Origin of the sequence: Dactylosporangium sp. CS-047395, assembly GCF_050942185.1 — a bacterium.
In the GTDB taxonomy this organism is placed as follows: Bacteria; Actinomycetota; Actinomycetes; order Mycobacteriales; family Micromonosporaceae; genus Dactylosporangium.
Map to the genome: position 1 here is coordinate 10,226,622 of NZ_CP192015.1, position 19,873 is coordinate 10,246,494.

Annotated in this window: 25 protein-coding genes; 17 read left to right on the plus strand and 8 right to left on the minus strand. The window is 72.1% G+C overall.

Annotated elements, in window-relative coordinates:
• Window positions 1-39: 39 nt before the first annotated feature.
• Together ACQP00_RS47760 and ACQP00_RS47765 are read left to right on the plus strand one after the other, a co-directional pair.
• A complete protein-coding gene (locus tag ACQP00_RS47760) occupies window positions 40-669 on the plus strand; it encodes a transcriptional regulator (RefSeq protein ID WP_433210412.1) in 630 nt (209 codons plus the stop codon).
• Window positions 670-1,070: 401 nt separating this feature from the next.
• Entirely contained in the window at window positions 1,071-1,760 is a 690-nt protein-coding gene (locus tag ACQP00_RS47765) for an NADP-dependent oxidoreductase (protein ID WP_433210414.1), read from the plus strand.
• Between the two features lie 360 nt (window positions 1,761-2,120).
• Here the strand turns inward: ACQP00_RS47765 and ACQP00_RS47770 are convergent, their stop codons facing one another.
• Window positions 2,121-2,327 (minus strand): RNA-binding S4 domain-containing protein, encoded by a 207-nt coding sequence (locus ACQP00_RS47770; RefSeq protein WP_433051594.1) that lies wholly within the window; start codon window positions 2,325-2,327, stop codon window positions 2,121-2,123.
• A gap of 813 nt (window positions 2,328-3,140) precedes the next feature.
• Here ACQP00_RS47770 and ACQP00_RS47775 point away from each other — a divergent pair.
• From ACQP00_RS47775 to ACQP00_RS47795, 5 genes are all read left to right on the plus strand, one after another.
• On the plus strand, window positions 3,141-3,953 hold the full coding sequence (locus ACQP00_RS47775; protein WP_433210416.1) for a M20/M25/M40 family metallo-hydrolase: 813 nt from the start codon (window positions 3,141-3,143) through the stop codon (window positions 3,951-3,953).
• 28 nt (window positions 3,954-3,981) lie between these two features.
• Window positions 3,982-4,590, plus strand: coding sequence for a response regulator transcription factor (locus tag ACQP00_RS47780; RefSeq protein WP_433210418.1), 609 nt, complete (start codon window positions 3,982-3,984; stop codon window positions 4,588-4,590).
• A 100-nt stretch (window positions 4,591-4,690) separates the two neighbouring features.
• Entirely contained in the window at window positions 4,691-5,353 is a 663-nt protein-coding gene (locus tag ACQP00_RS47785; protein WP_433210420.1) for a phosphotransferase, read from the plus strand.
• Window positions 5,354-5,412: 59 nt separating this feature from the next.
• Window positions 5,413-5,634 carry a hypothetical protein gene (locus tag ACQP00_RS47790; RefSeq protein WP_433210422.1) on the plus strand — a complete coding sequence of 74 codons (222 nt, stop codon included), beginning with the start codon at window positions 5,413-5,415 and terminating at the stop codon, window positions 5,632-5,634.
• Window positions 5,635-5,746: 112 nt separating this feature from the next.
• Window positions 5,747-6,610 carry a dioxygenase family protein gene (locus ACQP00_RS47795; RefSeq protein ID WP_433210424.1) on the plus strand — a complete coding sequence of 288 codons (864 nt, stop codon included), beginning with the start codon at window positions 5,747-5,749 and terminating at the stop codon, window positions 6,608-6,610.
• Here ACQP00_RS47795 and ACQP00_RS47800 read toward each other — a convergent pair.
• From ACQP00_RS47800 to ACQP00_RS47815, 4 genes are all read right to left on the minus strand, one after another.
• Window positions 6,596-7,243, minus strand: a complete 648-nt coding sequence (locus ACQP00_RS47800) for an MOSC domain-containing protein (RefSeq protein ID WP_433210426.1) — start codon at window positions 7,241-7,243, stop codon at window positions 6,596-6,598. The genes ACQP00_RS47795 and ACQP00_RS47800 overlap by 15 nt on opposite strands.
• Window positions 7,244-7,286: 43 nt before the next feature.
• Complete coding sequence (locus ACQP00_RS47805) at window positions 7,287-8,060, minus strand: hypothetical protein (protein WP_433210428.1); 774 nt, start codon at window positions 8,058-8,060, stop codon at window positions 7,287-7,289.
• Between the two features lie 293 nt (window positions 8,061-8,353).
• A complete protein-coding gene (locus tag ACQP00_RS47810; RefSeq protein WP_433210429.1) occupies window positions 8,354-9,115 on the minus strand; it encodes a hypothetical protein in 762 nt (253 codons plus the stop codon).
• Between the two features lie 48 nt (window positions 9,116-9,163).
• Window positions 9,164-9,469 carry a hypothetical protein gene (locus ACQP00_RS47815; protein WP_433210431.1) on the minus strand — a complete coding sequence of 102 codons (306 nt, stop codon included), beginning with the start codon at window positions 9,467-9,469 and terminating at the stop codon, window positions 9,164-9,166.
• A gap of 65 nt (window positions 9,470-9,534) precedes the next feature.
• Here ACQP00_RS47815 and ACQP00_RS47820 point away from each other — a divergent pair, with 65 nt between their 5' ends.
• Window positions 9,535-10,131 (plus strand): thymidine kinase, encoded by a 597-nt coding sequence (locus ACQP00_RS47820; protein WP_433210433.1) that lies wholly within the window; start codon window positions 9,535-9,537, stop codon window positions 10,129-10,131.
• On the opposite strand, the gene ACQP00_RS47825 is transcribed toward ACQP00_RS47820, so the two are convergent.
• Window positions 10,091-12,322 (minus strand): putative bifunctional diguanylate cyclase/phosphodiesterase, encoded by a 2,232-nt coding sequence (locus ACQP00_RS47825; protein ID WP_433210435.1) that lies wholly within the window; start codon window positions 12,320-12,322, stop codon window positions 10,091-10,093. The two genes, ACQP00_RS47820 and ACQP00_RS47825, sit on opposite strands and share 41 nt — an antisense overlap.
• Before the next feature lie 96 nt (window positions 12,323-12,418).
• Between ACQP00_RS47825 and ACQP00_RS47830 the strand changes: the two genes are divergently transcribed.
• From ACQP00_RS47830 to ACQP00_RS47850, 5 genes are all read left to right on the plus strand, one after another.
• Window positions 12,419-12,712, plus strand: a complete 294-nt coding sequence (locus tag ACQP00_RS47830) for a metal-sensitive transcriptional regulator (RefSeq protein WP_433051629.1) — start codon at window positions 12,419-12,421, stop codon at window positions 12,710-12,712.
• Window positions 12,713-12,719: 7 nt separating this feature from the next.
• Window positions 12,720-13,217 (plus strand): hypothetical protein, encoded by a 498-nt coding sequence (locus tag ACQP00_RS47835; RefSeq protein ID WP_433210437.1) that lies wholly within the window; start codon window positions 12,720-12,722, stop codon window positions 13,215-13,217.
• Window positions 13,218-13,227: 10 nt separating this feature from the next.
• A complete protein-coding gene (locus ACQP00_RS47840; protein WP_433210439.1) occupies window positions 13,228-13,704 on the plus strand; it encodes a macro domain-containing protein in 477 nt (158 codons plus the stop codon).
• Between the two features lie 38 nt (window positions 13,705-13,742).
• Window positions 13,743-14,219, plus strand: a complete 477-nt coding sequence (locus tag ACQP00_RS47845) for a lipoprotein (protein WP_433210441.1) — start codon at window positions 13,743-13,745, stop codon at window positions 14,217-14,219.
• Window positions 14,220-14,339: 120 nt separating this feature from the next.
• Window positions 14,340-14,645: a DUF1801 domain-containing protein gene (locus tag ACQP00_RS47850; RefSeq protein WP_433210443.1), complete on the plus strand. Its 306-nt coding sequence runs from the start codon at window positions 14,340-14,342 to the stop codon at window positions 14,643-14,645.
• Window positions 14,646-14,662: 17 nt separating this feature from the next.
• On the opposite strand, the gene ACQP00_RS47855 is transcribed toward ACQP00_RS47850, so the two are convergent.
• A complete protein-coding gene (locus tag ACQP00_RS47855; RefSeq protein ID WP_433210445.1) occupies window positions 14,663-16,237 on the minus strand; it encodes an MFS transporter in 1,575 nt (524 codons plus the stop codon).
• Window positions 16,238-16,298: 61 nt separating this feature from the next.
• Here ACQP00_RS47855 and ACQP00_RS47860 point away from each other — a divergent pair, with 61 nt between their 5' ends.
• The 4 genes from ACQP00_RS47860 to ACQP00_RS47875 all read left to right on the plus strand — a co-directional run bounded on the left by ACQP00_RS47860 (window position 16,299) and on the right by ACQP00_RS47875 (window position 19,027).
• On the plus strand, window positions 16,299-16,751 hold the full coding sequence (locus tag ACQP00_RS47860; RefSeq protein ID WP_433210447.1) for a MarR family winged helix-turn-helix transcriptional regulator: 453 nt from the start codon (window positions 16,299-16,301) through the stop codon (window positions 16,749-16,751).
• A 53-nt stretch (window positions 16,752-16,804) separates the two neighbouring features.
• On the plus strand, window positions 16,805-17,197 hold the full coding sequence (locus tag ACQP00_RS47865) for a hypothetical protein (protein ID WP_433210449.1): 393 nt from the start codon (window positions 16,805-16,807) through the stop codon (window positions 17,195-17,197).
• Window positions 17,198-17,259: 62 nt separating this feature from the next.
• Window positions 17,260-17,952 carry a response regulator transcription factor gene (locus ACQP00_RS47870; RefSeq protein ID WP_433210451.1) on the plus strand — a complete coding sequence of 231 codons (693 nt, stop codon included), beginning with the start codon at window positions 17,260-17,262 and terminating at the stop codon, window positions 17,950-17,952.
• A gap of 4 nt (window positions 17,953-17,956) precedes the next feature.
• Window positions 17,957-19,027 carry a sensor histidine kinase gene (locus tag ACQP00_RS47875; RefSeq protein WP_433224265.1) on the plus strand — a complete coding sequence of 357 codons (1,071 nt, stop codon included), beginning with the start codon at window positions 17,957-17,959 and terminating at the stop codon, window positions 19,025-19,027.
• On the opposite strand, the gene ACQP00_RS47880 is transcribed toward ACQP00_RS47875, so the two are convergent.
• On the minus strand, window positions 18,960-19,721 hold the full coding sequence (locus ACQP00_RS47880) for an S-methyl-5'-thioadenosine phosphorylase (protein WP_433224267.1): 762 nt from the start codon (window positions 19,719-19,721) through the stop codon (window positions 18,960-18,962). The genes ACQP00_RS47875 and ACQP00_RS47880 overlap by 68 nt on opposite strands.
• Window positions 19,722-19,873: the final 152 nt, after the last annotated feature.

Sequence of the window (19,873 nt, forward strand, 5' to 3'; positions counted from 1 at the left end):
GCTGCATCCAAGCGCCGCTATCCAGGCGAATGACTGGGTATGCGGCTCTTGGACCTGTTGGACGCGGCCCGGGACCTGGACAGCGGCGCCGTCGCCGGCATCGTCGTCACCCTGACGGCGCGGCACGGCGTCGCCAGGACCTGGACCGGGGCCTGCGTACCCGCCCTGCGTCGGGCCGGGGCGGGTAGCGGCCCCTTCGACATCGCGGTCGAGCACGTGCTCAGCGAGGGCATCGCCCGCGGCCTCGACCTGTCCAGCGTCCCGCGCCACGGCGACATCCGCAGCAACCACGTCCTGCTCGCGTGCACCCCCGGCGAGGAGCACGACCTCCCGCTCAAGGCCCTCTCCGCCGCGCTGTTCGAGCGGCGCATCGGCACCTTCCCGCTCGGCCCCGGCGTCCCGTGGCGCTCCTTGCGGGCGGCGACCGAGCGCACGGCGGCGGGTACCGCCGTGATCTGGTCCCAGACCGCCACCACCGCCGACGCCGCGGGACTGCTCGCCACGGCCGCCGAATTCCCCGCCACCACGTTCGCTCCCGCGGGCCCCGGATGGCTCACGGCCGGGGTGGTGCCGGCCCTCACCCGCGCGGGACTTTGCCATCTCACCTCCCTCGACCTGGCCATATCCGCCTGCGCGCGGGTCCCGGAGCCGCTAGACATGGAGGCGTGAAGGCGATCACGCTCACCGCGGAGCACACGCTGGCCCTGCGGGACCTTCCCGATCCGCGCCCGGCCCCGGACCAGCTGCTGCTGGCCATCCGGGCGGCCGGTGTCGACCGCACCGACTTGGACCCCTCCGCTGCCCCTGCTCCTGCCCCGTCCGGGCCCGGCTCCGACGCGTCCGTGCCGGGCTCCGACGCGTCCGGCTCGGCCGCGTCCGGGCTCCCACTCGACGCGCGCGCTGCCGGCGCAGCCGGGTCCGCTTCTGGCGCGTCCGCGTCCGGATCTGCTTCCGGCGCGTCTGCTTCCGGGTCGTCTGCGTCCGGGTCGTCTGCGTCCGGGTCTGCATCCGGCACGTCTGCTCCCGGGTCTGCTTCTGGATCGGCCGGTTCCGGTGCGCGGGCGGAGAGCGTGCCCGGGCGCGAGGTGGCGGGCGTCGTGCTCGCCCACGGTCCCGAGGTCACCGGGTTCGTCGTGGGCGACGAGGTCTACGCCTGGGCCGAGGGCGCCTACGCCGAGCGGGTCACCGTCCCGGAGCGCGCCGCCGCCCACAAGCCGGCGGGTCTGACGTTTGTGGAAGCCGCAGCGGTACCCCGGGCAGCAGTCACCGCCCTGCAAGCCCTCCGCGCCGCTGGCACCGGCGAGGGCGACGTGGTGCTGATCCACGACGCGGCGAGCGGCCCCGGCCACTTCGCCGTGCAGATCGCCCGGGCCCTGGGCGCCGAGCGCGTCCTGGGCACGGCCCCCGAGGCCGACCGCGACTTCCTGCGCGAACTCGGCGCCGAGCCCGTCGACGACCCCATGGAGCCGGTGGACGTGGCCGTGGACCTGGTCGGCGGCGACACGACGGCGGCCGCCCTGCGCGAGGTCCGCGACGCCGCCCGCGCCGTCTCCACCGTCAACCCGGCCATCGCGGCAGCCGGCGGCCGGTACGTGCCCGCCGAACCCTCCGCCGCCGACCTCCGCTGGCTGGCCGAGCTTGCCGACCGCGGCCGCCTGCGCGTGGCCCTGCACCGCGAACTGCCGCTCGCCGAGGCCGCCGACGCGCACCGCCTCCTGGACACCGGCCACGTCCGGGGCAAGCTGGTCCTGACCCCATAACAAAACTCGACCGGCACGCCGGCCGGTGCTGGACCTTGATCACGTCCCCGCCGAGCGGTGGGCCCGACCAGGTCGCCACCATCACCGTCGAGGTCCGCCTCGAAACCGGGGCCGAAACACAGTCGAGGCCGGGAACACCCCCGGCAGGTGGTGCCCCGACCTCGACCGCATCAGCGTCGCCTTTGTGCTGACCACCCCAGCGAGGCAACGACATGAGCAACGTTTTGGCGTGACCGCGCGCCGGTGGACCATCCAGGGAGGCTTCCGGTTTTTCCGGCGCCGGTCACACCAAGAACTATGCGGGCCTGACCTGGGGACCGCCCCAAACGGCGCTGTGAAGTTCCTGAGTACCGGGGCCCGTCAGGCCACGCGCAACGTCTCCCCGAGCACCCGCACGACGTCGCCCTTGTGCAACTGCCGCCCCCGCCGGGTGTCAACCTCGCCGTTCACGCTCACTTCGCCGTCGAGGATGAGCTCCTTGCTCTCCCCACCGGACTCCATGACGTCGGCAAGCTTCAGAAACTGACCCAGGCGAATCATGTCGCCCCGGATCTCGATGTCTCTCACATCGCGCAGCGTATCCGCCGCCGCCCGGACACCCGGGAACGGCGCACCACCGCAGGCCACGCCGCCACCCGCAGCCCACACCGCCCGCACGCAGCCCACGCCGCCCGCACGGCACGGACGACGCGGGAACAGCGCACGGACGCGCGGAGACAGCGCACGGACGCGCGGGAACAGCGCGCCGGCGCTCCGATGCGGCGGTGACGATCCCGAGCGCGACGGCGGGCGACGACGGCGGGCGACGTGAGCGACGGCGGCGGCAGGCGACGACCACGGTGGTGACGTGGACGACGTAGGCAAGGTGGACGACGACCGCGGTGGCGAGGTAGGCGACGTAGGCGAGGTGGGCAACGACCGCGGTGGCGAGGCGGGCGAGGCGGGCGACGACGGCGGCGGGCGGTCGGGTGGGCTGACCAGCGGTGGAGCCGCTAACCAAAGTGCTCCTGAAAAAGCGTTGCGGGTGATCCACGGAGCTGGCTACGTTGGTCGTACACGGGAAAGGAGGTGGTCCAAAGTTGTGTAGCAATGGGACTCGTGAGGTGACTGTCCGCTAGTCGCCGTCCTCTGGACTCGCACTTCGTGTGTCCGCCCGGATGGCGGTCAGGCGAATACGAGACAGCCACCCAGCCCCCGAGGCTTTCCGGTGTCAGTCCAACCGGCCCACGCGCAACAGCGCGGGAACCTCGGGGGCTGTTCCATGTCCAAGGCCAGGGTCCAAGGTCAGGGTCCACCGTCAGGACCCGAACGAGGGGGCTCCGGAACCACGGGGCCGTCCGGCGGTTCTCGTGCGGGCCGGGGATTCCTTATTCTGTGGCGGTGATCTCCGCCGAACGACTTCGCGCTCATGTCGAGGCGCTCACCGCGCACGGGCCCCGGTTCGAGGACCAGCCGGGGGTGCCGGCGTGCTTGCGGTACATCACCGATCAGCTCTCGGCGATGGGGCTGAAGGTCCGCGTCGAGCGGTACGGCACCGAGTTGCACCAGGTGAACCTGGTCGCCGAGATCGAGGGTGGCACCTCCGACGACGCGGTTGAGCTCTGTGCGCACTGGGACTCCGTGGAGAACACGCCCGGGGCCGATGACAACGCCAGCGGGGTGGCCGGGGTGCTGGAGGCCGCGCGGGTGCTGCGCGACGCCGAGCTTCCCGCGCGGACGATCCGGTTCTGCCTGTTCGGCGGGGAGGAGGCGCACTTCGACGGCAGCGCCGCGCATCAGGCCTTCATCACCGCGCAGACCGAGGCGATCGTGTTCGAGATGATCGGGTACACCGCGCCCTACCAGCGCTTTCCCGAGGAACTGGCCGGCTTCATCCAGGCGCCCGAGCGCGGCGACTTCATCGGGCTGGTGGCCGACGAGGCGTCGCAGGGGTTGCTGGGGCGGTTGGCCAGGCACCTGGAGGTACCGACGCTGCCTCTTGTTCTTCCGGCTTTCGCGCAGGAAGTGGCGATGCGCAGCGATCACGTGCCGTATTGGGAGGCGGGGCGGCGAGCGGTGCTGGTGACCGACACGGCGGACTATCGCAACCCGAACTATCACGGGCCGGGCGACACCGCGGACACGCTGGACTATGAGTTCGCGGCCGGGGTGGTCAGGGCCGCCGTGCGGACGATCATCGAGCTGGCGCAGTGACGCAGATCACGATGGGATGCGGTGAGCGGTGTCCATCCGACTGCTGATCGCCGACGACCAGGCGCTGGTGCGCGGCGCGCTCGCGGCGTTGCTCGATCTCGAGGCCGACCTGGACGTCGTGGCCGAGGTCGGGCGCGGGGACGAGGTCGTCGCGGCCGCGCGGGAGCACCGGCCCGACGTCGCGCTGCTCGACGTGGAGATGCCGGGGCTGGACGGGATCGCGGCCGCGGCGGCGCTGCGCAAGGCGCTGCCGTCGTGCAAGGTGCTGATGGTGACCACGTTCGGGCGGCCGGGGTATCTGCGCCGGGCGATGGCCGCGGGCGCGTCGGGCTTCGTGGTCAAGGACACGCCGGCCAAGCAGCTCGCCGACGCGGTACGCCGCATCGCCCAAGGCCTGCGCGTCGTCGACCCCACGCTGGCCGCGGAGACGCTCGCGAACGGGGACAGTCCGCTGACGCCGCGGGAGGCCGACGTCCTGCGCGCCGCCCGCGAAGGTGGCACGGTCGCCGACGTCGCCGGGCAGCTGGGGCTCTCCGAGGGAACCGTGCGCAACCATCTGTCGGCGGCGATCGGCAAAACGGGGGCGCGGACGCGCGCGGAAGCGGTGCGGCTGGCGGACGAGAACGGCTGGCTCTAAGCGGACGCGCGCGGAAGCGGTGCGGCTGGCGGACGAGAACGGCTGGCTCTAAAGGGATAGCAGGGCTGAATCATTCCGGCCGGGGACGTAGAGTCGCGGCATGACCGCACTTCTCGCCAGCGGCCGCGACGCGGACATCTATGCGCTCGACGAGCGGCGAGTACTCCGGCGGTACCGGCGCGGCGGGGACGTGACGTCGGAGGCGGCCACGATGCGGTACGTCGCCGATCATGGATTTCCGGTCCCGCGCATCTACCACGCCGAGGGCGCTGACCTGGTCATGGAGCGCCTCGAGGGCCCGACGATGCTGCAGGCCCTCGGCGACAGCACGCTCGACCTGCGCTCCGGCGCGACCGTGCTGGCCGACCTGCTGGAGCGGCTGCACAAGGTGCGCGTGCGCTCGGCCACCGACCCCGGCACCCGCATCCTGCACCTCGACCTGCACCCCGAGAACGTGATCATGACCGAGGGCGGGCCGGTCGTCATCGACTGGCGCAACAGCTGCGAGGGGCCGCCGGAGCTGGACGTGGCGATGACGGCGCTCATCATCGCGACCGTCTCGGTGATGCCCGGGCACCAGTTCGAGCACCACGCGGAGCCGTTTCTCGACACGCTGATGAGTTGCAGCCGCGACAACCCGCTCTCGCAGCTCGAGGCGGCCGTGCACCGGCGGGTGGCCGACCCCAACGTGACCGCCGAGGAGAAGGCGCATCTCCACGAGGCCAAACTCCTGGTGACCACCGCCGCGCGGGCGCATTTCTGAGGCGAGATAACCCGATCGGGGCGGCGTCCGCGCGTCCGGGCGGCGCCACGCTTTTGGTCATGGAAGAACTCTTCGTCCGGCAGGTGGACATCGGCGTGGCCGACATGGACATCGAGGTCGACGACCGGCTCACCACCACCCGCGTCGTCGTCGAGCGGGCGACCGCCACCGACCGCCACGGCGGCAAGGATCGCGAGCTTCTCCTGGTGTACGGCGCCGCCGAGACGCGCGCCGTCGCCGAAGCCCTGCACCGGGCGTCCGAGCTGGCCGCTAAATCATGATAAGTCCGATATGTCGCGGCGCGTCAGCGCCCGACATATCGGGCTGTTGAGTGCGCCAGCGCACGACTTGTCGTCCTGTTGAATGCTCAACTAAAGCGCTACGCTCAAAGGCATGACCCAACTGCCCCTCCTCGAGCAGCACCTCGCCGAGGCCGTCCCCGCCAGCCGCGACCAGCGGATGTGGACGCCCGAGGACGGGGCGCTGCCGAGCCTGTACATCAGCCACGGCGCCCCGCCCCTGCTCGAGGACGCCCAGTGGATGCGCGAACTGCTCGACTGGACCCTGCAGCTGCCCAAGCCCAAGGCGATCCTCATCGTCAGCGCGCACTGGGAGTCGGCCCCGCTCAGCGTCTCGGCGACCCCGGCCGGCACCCCGCTGGTCTACGACTTCGGCGGATTCAAGCCGGTCTTCTACCAGCTGCAGTACAACACGCCCGACGCCGCCGACCTGGCCGAGCAGGTGGCCGCCCTGATGCCCGACACCGAGCCGCTGTACGAGCACCGCAGCCGCGGCCTCGACCACGGTGCGTGGGTGCCGCTGATGGTGATGTACCCGCTCGGCGACGTCCCGGTGCTGCAGCTCAGCCTGCCCACGCACAACCCGGACCGGCTGCTCGAGCTCGGCCGCCGGCTCCGGCCGCTGCGCCAGGAGGGCGTGCTCGTGATCGGCTCCGGGTTCATGACCCACGGGCTGCCATTCTTGACCCGCGAGCACTGGACCGGGCACGGCACCCCGCCCGGCTGGTCGGCCGACTTCGACGCGTGGGCCGCCGACGCCCTCGCGCGCGGGGACGTCGACACCCTCGCGCGGTACGCCAGCCAGGCCCCCGGCATGCCCTACGCGCACCCGACGGCGGAGCACTACTCGCCGCTGTTCGTCACGCTGGGCGCCGCCGATCAGCCGGACGCGCCCGTGCGCTCGGTCATCGACGGGTACTTCATGGGCCTGTCCAAGCGCTCGCTACAGACGGCTTAGGACCTTCTCCCGGGTCCGTTCGGGCAGCGCGGACGCCACCAGCAGCCGGGGCAGCAGCTCCGGCTCGGTGGTCAGCGCCCGGAACGTCAGGCCGATCGTGACGTCGTGCGGGGGCGTGTGCACCACGCGGATGTCATCGCCGGCGCGCACCGCGCCGGGCGTGATCACGCGGAGGTACGCGCCCGGAATCGCCCGCTGCGTGAACGTCCTGATCCAGCCGCGCTCGCCCAGCCAGCCCGCGAACGTGCGGCACGGGATGCGCGGCGCGCTGACCTCCAGGACGACCTCGTCGCCGATCAGCCACCGCTCGCCGATCCGGGCGCCGGTGACGTCGAGCCCGGCCGTGGTCAGGTTCTCCCCGAACATGCCGCCGGCCAGCTCGCGCCCGAGCTCGGCGGACCACTTGTCGAGGTCCTCGCGGGCGTACGCGTAGACGGCCTGATCGGGCCCGCCGTGATGCCGCGTGTCGCCGACCTCGTCGCCGGCCACCCCGGTCGCCACGCTCCCCCGCGGCCCGGGCACGGTGATCGCCACCGGCCCGTCGACCGGCTGCTTGTCGATGCCCGTCAGATCCACGTCGGAGTGGTCGGTGCGCACGAGCGCGCCGGCGTTGACCGAGATGAGGTAGGCCACCCCGGCAACCTAGCGGTAAGGCGCCGATGACCACCAGGTCATTTCAGGCACTGATCAGCGCCAGGTCCTCGCCCGCCCGGATTCCAGGCCCGCCGACGGTACTGACCGTGCCCCCCGGCCCCGCATGCACGACCCGCGCACCCGCGAGGTAGCGGATGACCACGTTCTCCGCGAAGTTCCGCCCGTTCGGCAGCCCGCCGGCGGCCATGATCGTGCCGATGTCGACGCCCCACACCCGATGGCCCTCGTGCCCGTCGCGGAAGAGCACGGCCACGTCCCCGCTGAGATACGCGTCATAGACGATCCGCACGCCGAGATTGATGCGCAACGCGAGCAACTCGTCCCCGTCCGCACCCGCCGCGAGTTCGACGCTGGACGATTCGATGGTGTCGGCACCCCAGACATGCTCATAGCGCAGGCGCTGCCCGTTCGGGATTTCGATGTCGTACCGCACGTGCTCCGCCGCCACCACCCCGCCATTCGGCGACCACAGATGGGCCGCCGTGGCCGTCAGCATCGGAACGTCCCCGATCGGCAGCTCGACCGGCTCCGACCCGACCCCGGTGATCGAGGCACTCGCCACCCGGAGCGTCGTGGTGACCGGCGTCCACCCGTGCGTACCGTGCAACAGCCCGTCGATCTGCACCCGATCCGGCGCCCGCCCAAGGCACTGCGCCGCCGCCTCGACGAGCCCCTCCTCGCCCAGCCCGAACAGCTCCACCTCAGACGCACTCGTCGCATGCCGGTCCTGCCCATGGGCGTTGACACTCGACGACGCATAACACTGCCCCGCAACGATCGACAGCTCAATACTCATGACCGGCCCCCGAAAGATCACGCAACGTTACGCACACGTTACAGCCCACCGAACCAACTTGACCTTGGAACGGCACGCCAGCAACCACCGACCCGGTGCCCTCTTGAGGGGTGTGGGTAGACGTCCAGCCGCCCCTAGGAGTCGGTGCGGTGTTGAGGGGGTGTGGGTGGAGCGGAGCTCCCCCACGGCTTTTCAGGACATCGCACGGTATACCCCGGTGCCGGAAGGTCCGTCCGAGACAGACCTTCCGAGACCCAAAAACCAGACCCCGTATCCCACAGCGCCCAAAAAAGCTAAGACCCCGCAGGAGCCGTCAGGAACGAGGGCGCCGACTGCTCGGCCGGCTTGACCGCCGTCGCCTTACGCAGGCGCAGCTCGGCGTCGAAGGACTCGTCGTCCAGGCTCCGCTTGGCCGCCGCCGCCATGTCGGCCGCATTCGCCGTGTGCCGCTCGATCTCCGAGGCCTCCTGGTACGCGCGGAACTTCCGGTCGCGGATGACCCGTTGCAGCATGAGCTGCTGCGCGAACGGGTGCGCCTGCGGGTCCCAGCCGTCGCGGTGCATGAGCGCGTCCGCGAGGTCGCTGGCCGAGATCTCGCCGCGGTCGTGGGCGGCGTTCACCATGCGCACGAGGTGGCGGCGGCGGGTCTCCGGGTCGTCGTCGGTCAGCGGGAAGGCGTTCGCGCGGCGCAGGCGCCGGACGTCCTGCTCCGACTCCTCGTACGCCCGCCAGGCCGCCTCCTGCGTGCGCTGGGCCGCCTCCCACTCGTTGCGGCGGCGGTCGGCCATGGCGGTGGCGCGCTCGGCGGCGACGGCGACCTCAGCGCAGTACCGTTGCAGCTCCTGAAGCTCTTCGGCACTTCGCTCGGCCTTGGCGAGCTTCTCGCGCTTCGCGTCGGGGTCGCGGATCGCCTTGCGCAGCCGGCTCCACCACGACGGGCCGCCCTGGCCGCGCCGGGACATGTAGGACATCACGAAGAACGCGATGATGGCCGCGGCCAGCAGGGCCAGCCAGATGGTCAGGGCTTGCTGCATGCCGTGCGAGAAGTTCTGCATGACGGGGGCACCTCGGGGGGAACGAGACCGGTCAGGGAGAGGTTCGTCTCACGCCGGGTGCGGCGGTGGGGCCCGGCCCGCGACCGCGCCCACGGACCGGCCGTCGGGCAGGACCAGGTCGGCGGTGACGGCGGCCGGCGCGGTGAAGGCGACCGGAACGAACGGGTCCACTGTGGACTCCGGCTGGCGCGAACCGGACGGCGCGGCGTGCAACGACACCGCGGCCGGGCGCTGGGGGTCCACTGTGGACGGCAGGGCGGGCGTGAAGCCGGCCCCGATGATCACGGCGCACACGGCCATCGCCAGTCGTCGCACACCGCGCCGCAGACGGCTGGGCGGCGGGACGACCTGCATGCCATCAAACATGCCCGCTCGGGCCGAAGGTCGCAACCGGAGGTGAAAAAACCTACAGTGGCGCGGTGGATCTGACCGTCATCCTCGGCCCGATGAAGAGCGGCAAGTCGCTCGAGCTGGTGAGCCTGCTCTCGCCGCTGCAATACACGGACGCGCGGCACCGCGTGTTCCAGAGCGCGCGGCACGTGCGCGACGCCGGCGTGGTCTCGCGCAGCGGCGCCGCCCTCGCGACCGTCAAGGCCACGTCGCTCGCCGCCGCGCTGGACGAGGAGCTCGACGTCGTCGGCATCGACGAGGTGCACATGTTCAACCTCGCCGACATGGACGTCGTGCGGCAGCTGCTGGTGCGGGGCACCCGGGTCGTCGCCGCGGGCATCGACCTCGACCACCGCGGCGAGCTGTTCGCCCCGGTCCGGGCGCTGCTGGAGCTCGGCCCGGCCGCGGTCACCTACCGTCGCGCCGTGTGCGACTGCTGCCGTTCCTTCTCCGCGGTGTACACCCAGGTGCTGGAGCACGGCCGCCCGATGATCCGCGAGCTGCCGCCGTCGACCGCGCTCCCGGACGACGGGACCTACACGTACGAGGCGCGCTGCCGCGTCTGTGTCGTGCTGCCGAACAGCGTCACGCCGCCGCGGCCGGCTCCAGCGCGAACCGGGGAGTAGGCGTGGGCCGGCCGAAGTGGTACCCCTGGGCGTAGCGGTAGCCCAGCCGGTACAGCTCGGCCGCCTGCTCCGCGGTCTCCACGCCCTCGGCGATCGCGTCGAGGTTGAGCCCGTCGCTCACGTTGATGAGCGCGGTCGCGATGACGGAGTGCCGCCCCGCCATGGTCACGTTGTCGACGAACGACTTGTCGACCTTGAGGATGTCGACCGGACACGTCTGCAGCAGCCCGAGCGACGAGTGGCCGGTCCCGAAGTCGTCCAGCGCGATCCGCACGCCCAGGCGGTGGACCGCGTCGAGCGCCTCGATGGCCCGTCCGCCGCCGAAGACCGCGGTCTCGGTCACCTCGATCGCGAGGCGCTCGGCCGGCAGCCCGGTCGCGGCCAGGACCGCGGCTACCACCTCGGCGAAGTCCGGCTCGGCGAGCTGGCGCGCGGACACGTTGACGCTCACCTTGCCCGGCGCCGCCGGGCCGAGCTCGGCCAGCCAGGCCGCCGCCTGGGAGCAGGCCTCCAGCAGGATCCACGCGCCGAGCTCGACGATCTGCCCGTTGCGCTCGGCGACCGGGATGAAGTCGGCCGGGCTCATGAACCCGAGCTCGGGGTGGTGCCAGCGGATCAGCGCCTCCACGCCGGCGAGCTCGCCGCGCGGTAGCGCCACGATCGGCTGGTACACGAGCTGGAACTGACCCTTGTCCAGCGCCTCCCGCAACTGTGCGCCGAGGCGGGCGTGCTCGGACGCGCGCTGGTCGAACTCCGGGCGGAAGCGCTCCTGGCGGGTCTTGGACTCCTTCGCGGCGTACATCGCGACGTCCGCCCGGCGCAGCAGCTCGAACGGGTCGCGGGTGCCCTCCGCGTCCGCGACGCCGATGCCGGCCTGCACGAGCAGGTGGTGCTCGCCGGCGTACACGGGCTGCTCGAGCGCGGCCGCCAGTTCCCCGACGAGCGCGTCGGCCGCGGCCGGGCCGGTGTCGGGCATCAGCACGGCGAACTCGTCCCCGCCGAGCCGGGCCACCTGGTCGCCCGGGCGCAGGACGCCGGTGAGCCGCCGCCCGACCGCCACCAGCAGCTGGTCGCCCACCGCGTGGCCGAGCCCGTCGTTGATCCCCTTGAAGTCGTCGAGGTCGATGAAGGCGACCTGCGGGTGCCCGCCGCGCACAAGCTCCCGGCGGATCATCTCCTCCAGCAGGCGCCGGTTGGGCAGCCCGGTGAGGTCGTCGCGCATGGCGAGGCCGCTGAGCTGGTCGGCCTGGGTCTGCACCTGCGCCACCAGGCCCCCCATCCGCACCACGACGAGCAGGAACAGCACGACGGCGACGGCCCCGATGGCGAGCCAGTCCATGTGCTCGACCCCCGCGACGCCCTGGGCCAGCAGCAGTACCGGTGCGATGAGCGAGCAGACCGCGAGCACGGCCAGGCGCCCGCGCGACAGGGTCGGCCCGGCCGCCCCGCTGGGCTCGGTCAGCGTGCGCATGGACGGGTGCAGCGCGGCCGCGCCGAGGGTGGCGTAGGACATGAGCCAGCCGGCCTGGATCAGCCCCTCCGGCACCGCGGTCCGGGTCGCCAGCACGGTGAAGGCCACGTCGGCGGCGCACATCAGCGCCATGCTGCCGACCAGCAGCCGGTAGCTCGGCGTCCGCGCGGTCCGGCCGGTCAGCAGCCGGGCGAGCAGCACGAGCAGGATCACGTCGGCGAGCGGCGAGGCCAGGGCGAGCGTCCGGTCCAGCAGCGGCACGCCGCGGGCGTCGGCGAGCGGCTGCACCACGAACACCCAGAACAGCAGCCCGCTGCCGGACGCCGTGATGCCCGCGTCGATCAGCCCGGTCTTGTCGCGCCCGTGCGCGCGCAGGAGGCGCCAGAGGCCAAGCGCGAGCGGGACGTACGCGCCCAGGTAGAAGAAGTCGGTCACCGACGGGTAGGGGACGGTGCCACGCTGGTGGTAGATCAGGCCGTACGCGACGTCGCCGAGGGCCCACATCGCCAGGCCGGCGCCGAGCAGGTACCACACCTCCGGGCGTGCGGGCCGGTGCCACCGCAGGCCGAGCAGCACCATGATCAGGGAGCCGAAGCCGACGACCTCGTAGATCGCGCTCGAAGGCCAGGACATCCGGGGCAGCAGCGGGTACGAAGCGGCCGCCAGACCGCCCACGAGAAGCCAGACGACCCACAGTCGCTGGTTCAGCCGCTCTCCCACGGGTGGGTTATCGGCATCACCCCCGCCCGGGTTGAGCATTGTGAGCGGGTTTTATACCCCCCAGGGGTAGCCGTACCGCGCGCTATAGTTTCGGGCATGACTGCGCCGACGCCGCGCGGGTACACCGCGACGAAGGACCAGCTCCAGAGCCGCCTGCGCCGCATCGAGGGCCAGGTCCGCGGCGTGGAGAAGATGGTCGACGAGGACCGCTACTGCATCGACGTCCTCACCCAGATCAGCGCCATCCAGGCGGCCCTGGACAAGGTCGCCCTCGGGCTGCTCGACGACCACGCCCGCCACTGCATGCACAACGGTGCCCAGGAGGGCAACGGCGAGGAGATGGCCACGGAGATGATGGCCGCGGTTGGCCGCCTGCTCCGCCGGGGATAACGCTTCCATGCCCGACTATGCGTACGTGCGGCAGACCGACGGCTTCACCTGTGGCCCGACGGTCGCCATGGTCGCCGCCGCCGCCCTCGACCCGCAGTACGGCGCGACCGTCACCGACCCCGCGACCGAGCAGCACCGCATCCACGCCGCGGCCAACCGGCTCTGGCCTCGCAAGCTGGGCACGACGCCCTGGGGCGTGGCCGCGTTCATCTCGCGGCACACGGCTCCGCTGGGCGTGCGGTACGGCTGGCGGCTCTTCCGCGGCGACCTCGGCCCGGCCATCGCGGCGGTGGAGTGCGACTGGCCGGTCGCCATGCTGATCGGCAAGGGCGTACCGCGGCACTGGGTCCTGATCGTCGGCCACGACGGCGACGACCTGCACTGCTTCAACCCGGCCCGGGGCGTGGTGACCACGATCCCGGTCGCCGACGTGCGGGCGCGCCGGCTGGAGCCGCTGGGCTTCCCGCGCGCTTTCGCGCTCGTCCTGCCGCGCCGGGTCGTCTAGCCTCCCTGCCGTGGTACCGCTGACCTACCGCAAGGGCGACGCGACCAGCCCGCAGGCCGCCGGGCCCAAAGTCGTCGCGCACGTCTGCAACGACCTCGGCGGCTGGGGCAAGGGCTTCGTGCTCGCCGTCTCCCGCCGCTGGCCCGAGCCGGAGCGCGACTACCGCGCCTGGCACCGCGAGCGCGCCGGGAACGACTTCGGGCTCGGCGCGATCCGTGTGATTCCCGTCAGAGCGGACATCTGGGTCGCGAACATGATCGGCCAGCACGGCATGCGGACCGGTTCGAAGGGCCCGCCGATCCGGTACGACGCGCTCGACCGCTGCCTGGCCGCGCTGGCCGGGCACGCCCAGCGCCTCGGCGCGTCCGTGCACATGCCGCGCATCGGCGCCGGGCTGGCCGGCGGAACATGGGAGCGCATCGAGCCCTTGATCATCAACCGGCTCTGTGCACAAGAGATCCAAACCGTCGTGTACGACCTAACCTGAACACCGACGCCGCCGAATTCGTCCGCTGGGAGTGTGCAGTGAGGCGCATCCTGAGTCTGCTGCTGGTCGCCGTCGTGGTGGCCGGCTGCTCCAACGACGAGAAGAGCACCCCCGAGCCCGGCACGCCCGCCGCCGGCCCGGTCAAAGCCATGCCACACGCCGACGCGCAGGCGCTGGCCGACAAATACCGCACCGAGGCCGTCGACACCCTCGGCACCCCGCCGGCGGGGACGCCGACCAGCATGCTGATGGCCTGCGAGGGCAAGGGCACGTTCACCGCCATCACGTACGGCGACGTGCCCGTGCCCGCCGCCGCGCAGCCCGCGGCCCTGCAGAAGCTCCGCGAGCACTACGACAGCGCGAAGTACACGGTCGCGCCGCCGGCCACCGACGGCTCCAGCGCCCTGAACGCCACCACGCCGGACCGCGTCATGATCTCCGTCGCCCCCGAGGGCACGGACACCTTGCGCGTCAACATCGCAACGCCCTGCTACTCCTCGGACGAACCCCTCTAGATCGCGCCCCGCTAGATCGCGCCGCGGACCCGGTCGGCGAAGGCCACATCACGCCCGGCCGGGAACGCCCCCGCGCTGCCGGCCTGGCAGCAGACCATCTGCCGCCAGGTCCGCGACCTCGTGCACGCGGCCGACCCCGAGGTGGCGGAGACCGTCAAGCGCACGGTCCAGCCGTACTTCGTCCTGCAGGGCAACATCTGCGCCCTGCTGGCCGCCAGGACCCACGTGAACGTCTTCCTCTACGACGGCGCCATCGTCCCCGACCCGGACGGCATCATCACCGCCGGCCACGACAACAAGACGGCCCGCACGGTCGCGGTCCACGAGGGCGGCGAGCTGCCCACGGCCCCGCTCCTGGTGATGTTCCGCCAGATCATCGCCAACAACCGCGCGGGCGGCTGGCGCCGGCTGAAGCCCCGCGACTGAACCGGCGCCGGCCGCCTTCAGCGTGCTTCGACCACGTCGCGGCGGTCGCGATCGGGCTCGGCCTGATGCGCGCGGGCCTGGGGACGTCGCGTGCGGAAGGCGAGCAGGAGCAGTACCGAACCCAGAAGCGCGACGAGAGCGGCCGTAGCGGCGGTCGTGTGCATGGCCGCGATGAAGGCGTCGTTGGCCCGCTCGGCGAGGTCGGGCCGGTGCAGGGCGTCGGCGACCGCGCGGGTGTGCTCGGCCGAGGGCTCGGCGGCCGCCCGCGCCGCGTCGGGCAGGCCGGACAGCGCCGGGCCGATCCGGTCGCGGTACGTGGTGGCCAGCACGGTGCCCAGCAACGCGATGCCCAGCACGCTGCCGACCTGCCGCACGGTGTTGTTGACGGCCGATCCGGCCCCCATGCGGTCCAGCGGCAGCACGGCGATGACGGCGGCGACGGTGGGCGCGATCGTCATGCCCATGGCGGTACCGCTGACGAGGCCGACGAGGCAGAACCAGACCAGCGGCGTGTCGACGTCGAACCACAGGTTGGCGAAGAACGCGGCGGCCACCACGAGCAGGCCGCCGCCGCTGACCAGGGCCACGCCGTGCCGCTTGGCCAGCCGCGCGCCCAGGCCGGAGCCGAGCGCGACACCGAGCGCGCCGGGCAGGAAGGCCAGGCCGGTGGCGAGGGCGCTCATCCCGCGGGCGCCCTGCAGGTAGAAGTTGCCGTAGAACATCTGCCCGGTGATGGCGAAGAACAGCGCGGCCAGCGCGACGTTGCCGGCGCTGAACCGGCCGTTGCGGAACAGCCGCGGGTCGAACGAGGGCTCCCGTGAGCGCCATTCGAAGATCGTGAACGCGGCGAGCAGCGCCAGCCCGGCCAGCACCGGACCCCACACCCGCGCCCGGGCCCAGTCGGTGTCCTGCCCGGCCTCGATCAGGCCATACGCCAGCGCGGCCAGGCCGGCGGTGGACAGCAGCAGCCCCAGCGGATCGGGGCGCCGCTTCTGTGCAAGCTTCGGATTCGGTACCACCAGTGCTATCCCGATCAGCGCCACCGCCACGACCGGCAGGTTCACCAGGAAGACCGACCCCCACCAGAAGTGGTCCACGAGCACGCCGCCGAGCAGCGGGCCGAGCGCGACGCCGACGCCGCTGGACGCCGACCAGGCCGCGATCGCGCCCGCGCGCCGCTCGGGCGGGAACGTCGCGCCGATGATCGCCATCGAGGTCGGCATCATCATCGCCCCGCCGACGCCCATCAGGCCGCGGGCGAGGATCAGGCCGGTCGCGTCGCCGGCCCACGCGGCCCAGATCGAGGCGGCCCCGAAGATGGCGAGCCCGAGCACGAGGATCGTGCGGTGGCCGTACCGGTCGCCGAGCGCGCCGGCGGCGAACAGGGCGGTGGCGAAGAGCAGGGCGTAGGAGCCGACGGCCCACTGCAGCTGGCCGGGCGTCGCGCCGAGGCCGGTGCGCGGATCGGCGATGCGCTCCAGGGCGATGCCGAGGATGGTCGTGTCGATCCAGATGAGCACGGCGGCGAACACGAGCACCGACAGCACGCGCCGCTGCCGGGGTAGATTTATTGACAGGTCCCTGACGGTCATATCGGCCACACTTCACGATTGACAGGTTCCTGTCAATAGCGACGCGGCGCACAATGAGGGGGTGACTCCTCCGATCGACGCCTGCTCGACCTTCCTCGTCCGCCACGCCTGGCTCACCCTGCGCGGCGTCGTCGCCGAGGCGCTGGTCGCGCACGAGCTCTCGGTCGCCCAGTTCGCCTCGCTGCTGCTGCTCGAGGAGTCGCCCGGCATGTCCGTGGCCGACGTGGCCCGCAAGGTCTCCACCGCCCGGCAGTCGGCCAACGAGATGCTCACCGGCCTGGAGAAGGCCGGCCTGGTCGAGCGTCGTCAGCATCCGAACGATCGCCGCTCCCAGCAGATCTTTCTGACCGAGGCCGGCCGGGCCCGCGTCGGCGAGGCGGTGCCGGCGGTGCAGGCCGTGGAAGCCCGCCTGGCCAGCGGTTTCACCCAGGATGAGCTGGCCGTGGTGAACGCGTGGCTGCGCCGGATGACCGAGGCGCCGGCTGCGGAGAGCGAGGAGATCCCCACGCTCTGACCTGGACAGCGGTGTGTCCCGCGTCACATCATGGAGTGGGCGGGAGGTGCGGCATGGAATTGCTCGGCGGCATTCACGGCATGCAACACGCCATCCAGACACCGGACGGAGACCCGGCGTTCGGCACCCGGGTGTCCCACGCGGTGGCGGAGCTCAAGGCGGCGTTCGCGGAACACATCGAGGTGACCGAGGGCCCGGGCGGGCTCTACGCGGGGGTGATGCACGACGCCCCGCGGCTGGCCCCCTACCTCAACAGCCTGGTCGGCGACCACCGCTCGGTGTGGACGGCGCTGGACGAGCTCGAGGGGCGGCTCGGCGACCGGCACTCGCCGGAGGTGGTGCGCCGGGACGCGGACCGGCTCATCCAGGAGATGTGGGAGCACCGGCAGCGGGGCGCGGACCTGCTGTACGAGGCCTACACCACCGACCTCGGCGGCGAGACCTGACGATCCGCTTACGGCCCCGGTGCCCGTGAGGCGGTCACCCGTTCGCGCTCTACGCTCGAACGATGGGGCAACGCGTGCTGGTCGTTGACGACGACCCGACCGTCAGCGACGTCGTGCGGCGATACCTGGAGCGGGCCGACTTCGGCGTGCGTCTGGCGAGCGATGGGCAGCGGGCGCTCGACGAGTACACCCGCGAACGCCCGGACCTCGTGGTGCTGGACCTGATGCTGCCCGGCATCGACGGGCTCGAGGTGTGCCGGCGGTTGCGCACCCAGGACCCGACCCTGCCCATCATCATGCTGACCGCCCTCGGCGAGGAGTCCGACCGGGTGCTCGGCCTGGAGATCGGCGCCGACGACTACGTCACCAAGCCGTTCTCGCCGCGCGAACTCGTGCTGCGGGTGCAGTCGGTCCTGCGCCGCACCGCGCCCGTGCCCGCCTCCGACCGCACCGACGAACTGGTCGACGGCGACCTGCACGTGGACGTCGCGCGCCGGATCGCCACGCTGCGCGGCCAGGAGCTCGGGCTCACCGTGCGCGAGTTCGACCTGCTGGTGTTCCTGATGCGCAACCCGGGGCGGGTGCTGCGCCGCGCGGAACTGCTCGAGCAGGTCTGGGGCTGGACCTTCGGCGACCAGTCCACCGTCACCGTCCACATGCGACGGCTGCGGGAGAAGGTCGAGGACGACCCGGCCGAACCCAAGCGGATCCTCACGGTGTGGGGCGTCGGATACAGGTACGAACATGCCGCCTGACACCATGCCCAACATCCCGCACACCTTCGCGCTGGCGCTGGCGGTCTCGCTGTTCGTCGCCGTCATCGGGCTGCTCGTGCTGCGTGTGCTGCGCGGCCGCTCGGTCACCGCGCACATCGTGGTCATCCTGTTCGTCACCGTGCTCAGCGTGCTCGCCGGCGTCCTCAGCTCCGCGATGGCCATGTTCATCTCGGACCACGACGTGCACGTGCTGCTCATCGTCATCGGTACCGCGGCCACGGTCTCCCTCGCCGTCGGGCTCTGGGCGGGCCGGCGCCTGGCCCGCGCCAGCATGTGGGCGGCCGAGGCGCGGGAGCGCGAACGCACCGCCGAGGCGCGCCGCCGCGAGCTGGTGGCCTGGGTGTCGCACGATCTGCGGACCCCGCTGGCCGGCCTCCGCGCGATGGCCGAGGCGCTCGACGACGGCGTGGTGGACGATCCGGAGACGATCGCGGAGTACCACCGCCGCATCAGCATCGAGGCCGACCGGATGGCCGGCCTGGTCGACGACCTGTTCGAGCTATCCCGGATCAACGCGGGCGCGCTGCGGCTGGCCATCGCCGACGTGCCGCTCGGCGAGCTGGTCTCCGACGCGATCGCCTCGGCCTCACCGCTCGCCGCGGCCGAGCGCATCAGCATCGTGGCCGAGCCGACCGCGGGCTGGCCGGTGGTGCGCGGCTCGGTCCCGGAGCTCGCACGCGTCGTCGACAACCTCATCCGCAACGCGATCCACTACACGCCGCCCGACGGTACGGTCACCGTCACCGGCGGCCAGGACGACGACGGCGACGGCTGGCTCGCGGTCAGCGACACGTGCGGCGGCATCCCCGACGCCGACCTGCCGCGCGTCTTCGACGTGGCGTTCCGCGGTACACCCGCGCGGACGCCCGCCCGCGGCGCCGGCGGCGGGCTGGGCCTGGCCATCGTCCAGGGCCTCGTCGAGGCGCAGCACGGCTCCGTGGCCGCCTCGAACGTCGGCGAGGGTTGCCGCTTCGTCGTGCGGTTGCCTACTGCAGCAGGCCGTCCAGCGCGTGCCGGCACGGGTCATCCGGCCGCTCCGGCAACCGCGGGATGATGTCGAGCAGGGCGCTGCGCAGGCGGCCGGTGTTCTCCCCGAAGACCCGGAAGACCTCCTCCTGGGTGACCCCGTGCTCGCCCTCCACGCCCGCGTCGAGGTCGGTGACCAGGGCGATCGAGGTGTAGCAGAGCGCCAGTTCCCGGGCCAGCACCGCCTCCGGATGCCCGGTCATGTTCACCACCGCCCCGCCGATCGCCGTGAACCACCGCGACTCCGCCCGCGTCGAGAAGCGCGGACCCTCGACGACCACCATCGTCCCGTCACCGGCCTCGATGCCGTGCTCGGCCAGCACTTTTTTCGCTGTTGTACGGCCTGTCGCGCAGTACGGATCCGCGAAGTTCACGTGCACCGCGCCGGAGTCGTAAAAGGTCTGCACCCGCCCCGACGTGCGGTCGATGAGCTGGTCCGGCACCACGAACGTGCCCGGCCCCAACTCCGGCCGCAGACCCCCGACCGCACAGGGTGCCAGCACCTGTGACACACCGATCTCCTTCAGCGCCCACAGGTTCGCCCGATAGGGGATCCGATGCGGCGGAAACCGGTGATCCTTTCCGTGCCGGGGCAGAAACGCGGCGCGCCGCCCGCCCACCGTGGCGACCGTGATCGGGTCCGACGGTGGGCCATAAGGCGTGTCGACCACGTGTTCCTCGGCGTCCTCGAGGAGTGCGTACAGCCCCGATCCGCCGATCACGGCGACGTCCGCGAGTGAGGTCACGGAACAGACCCTAACCGGGACGCGCGGGTCAGGCTATGGTGCGAGACATGACCCTCGCACCGCCCTTCGACGTTTGCTGGTGGGGCTGATGTCCATGCACGGGGATCTCGGTGAACCCCCGACCGGTC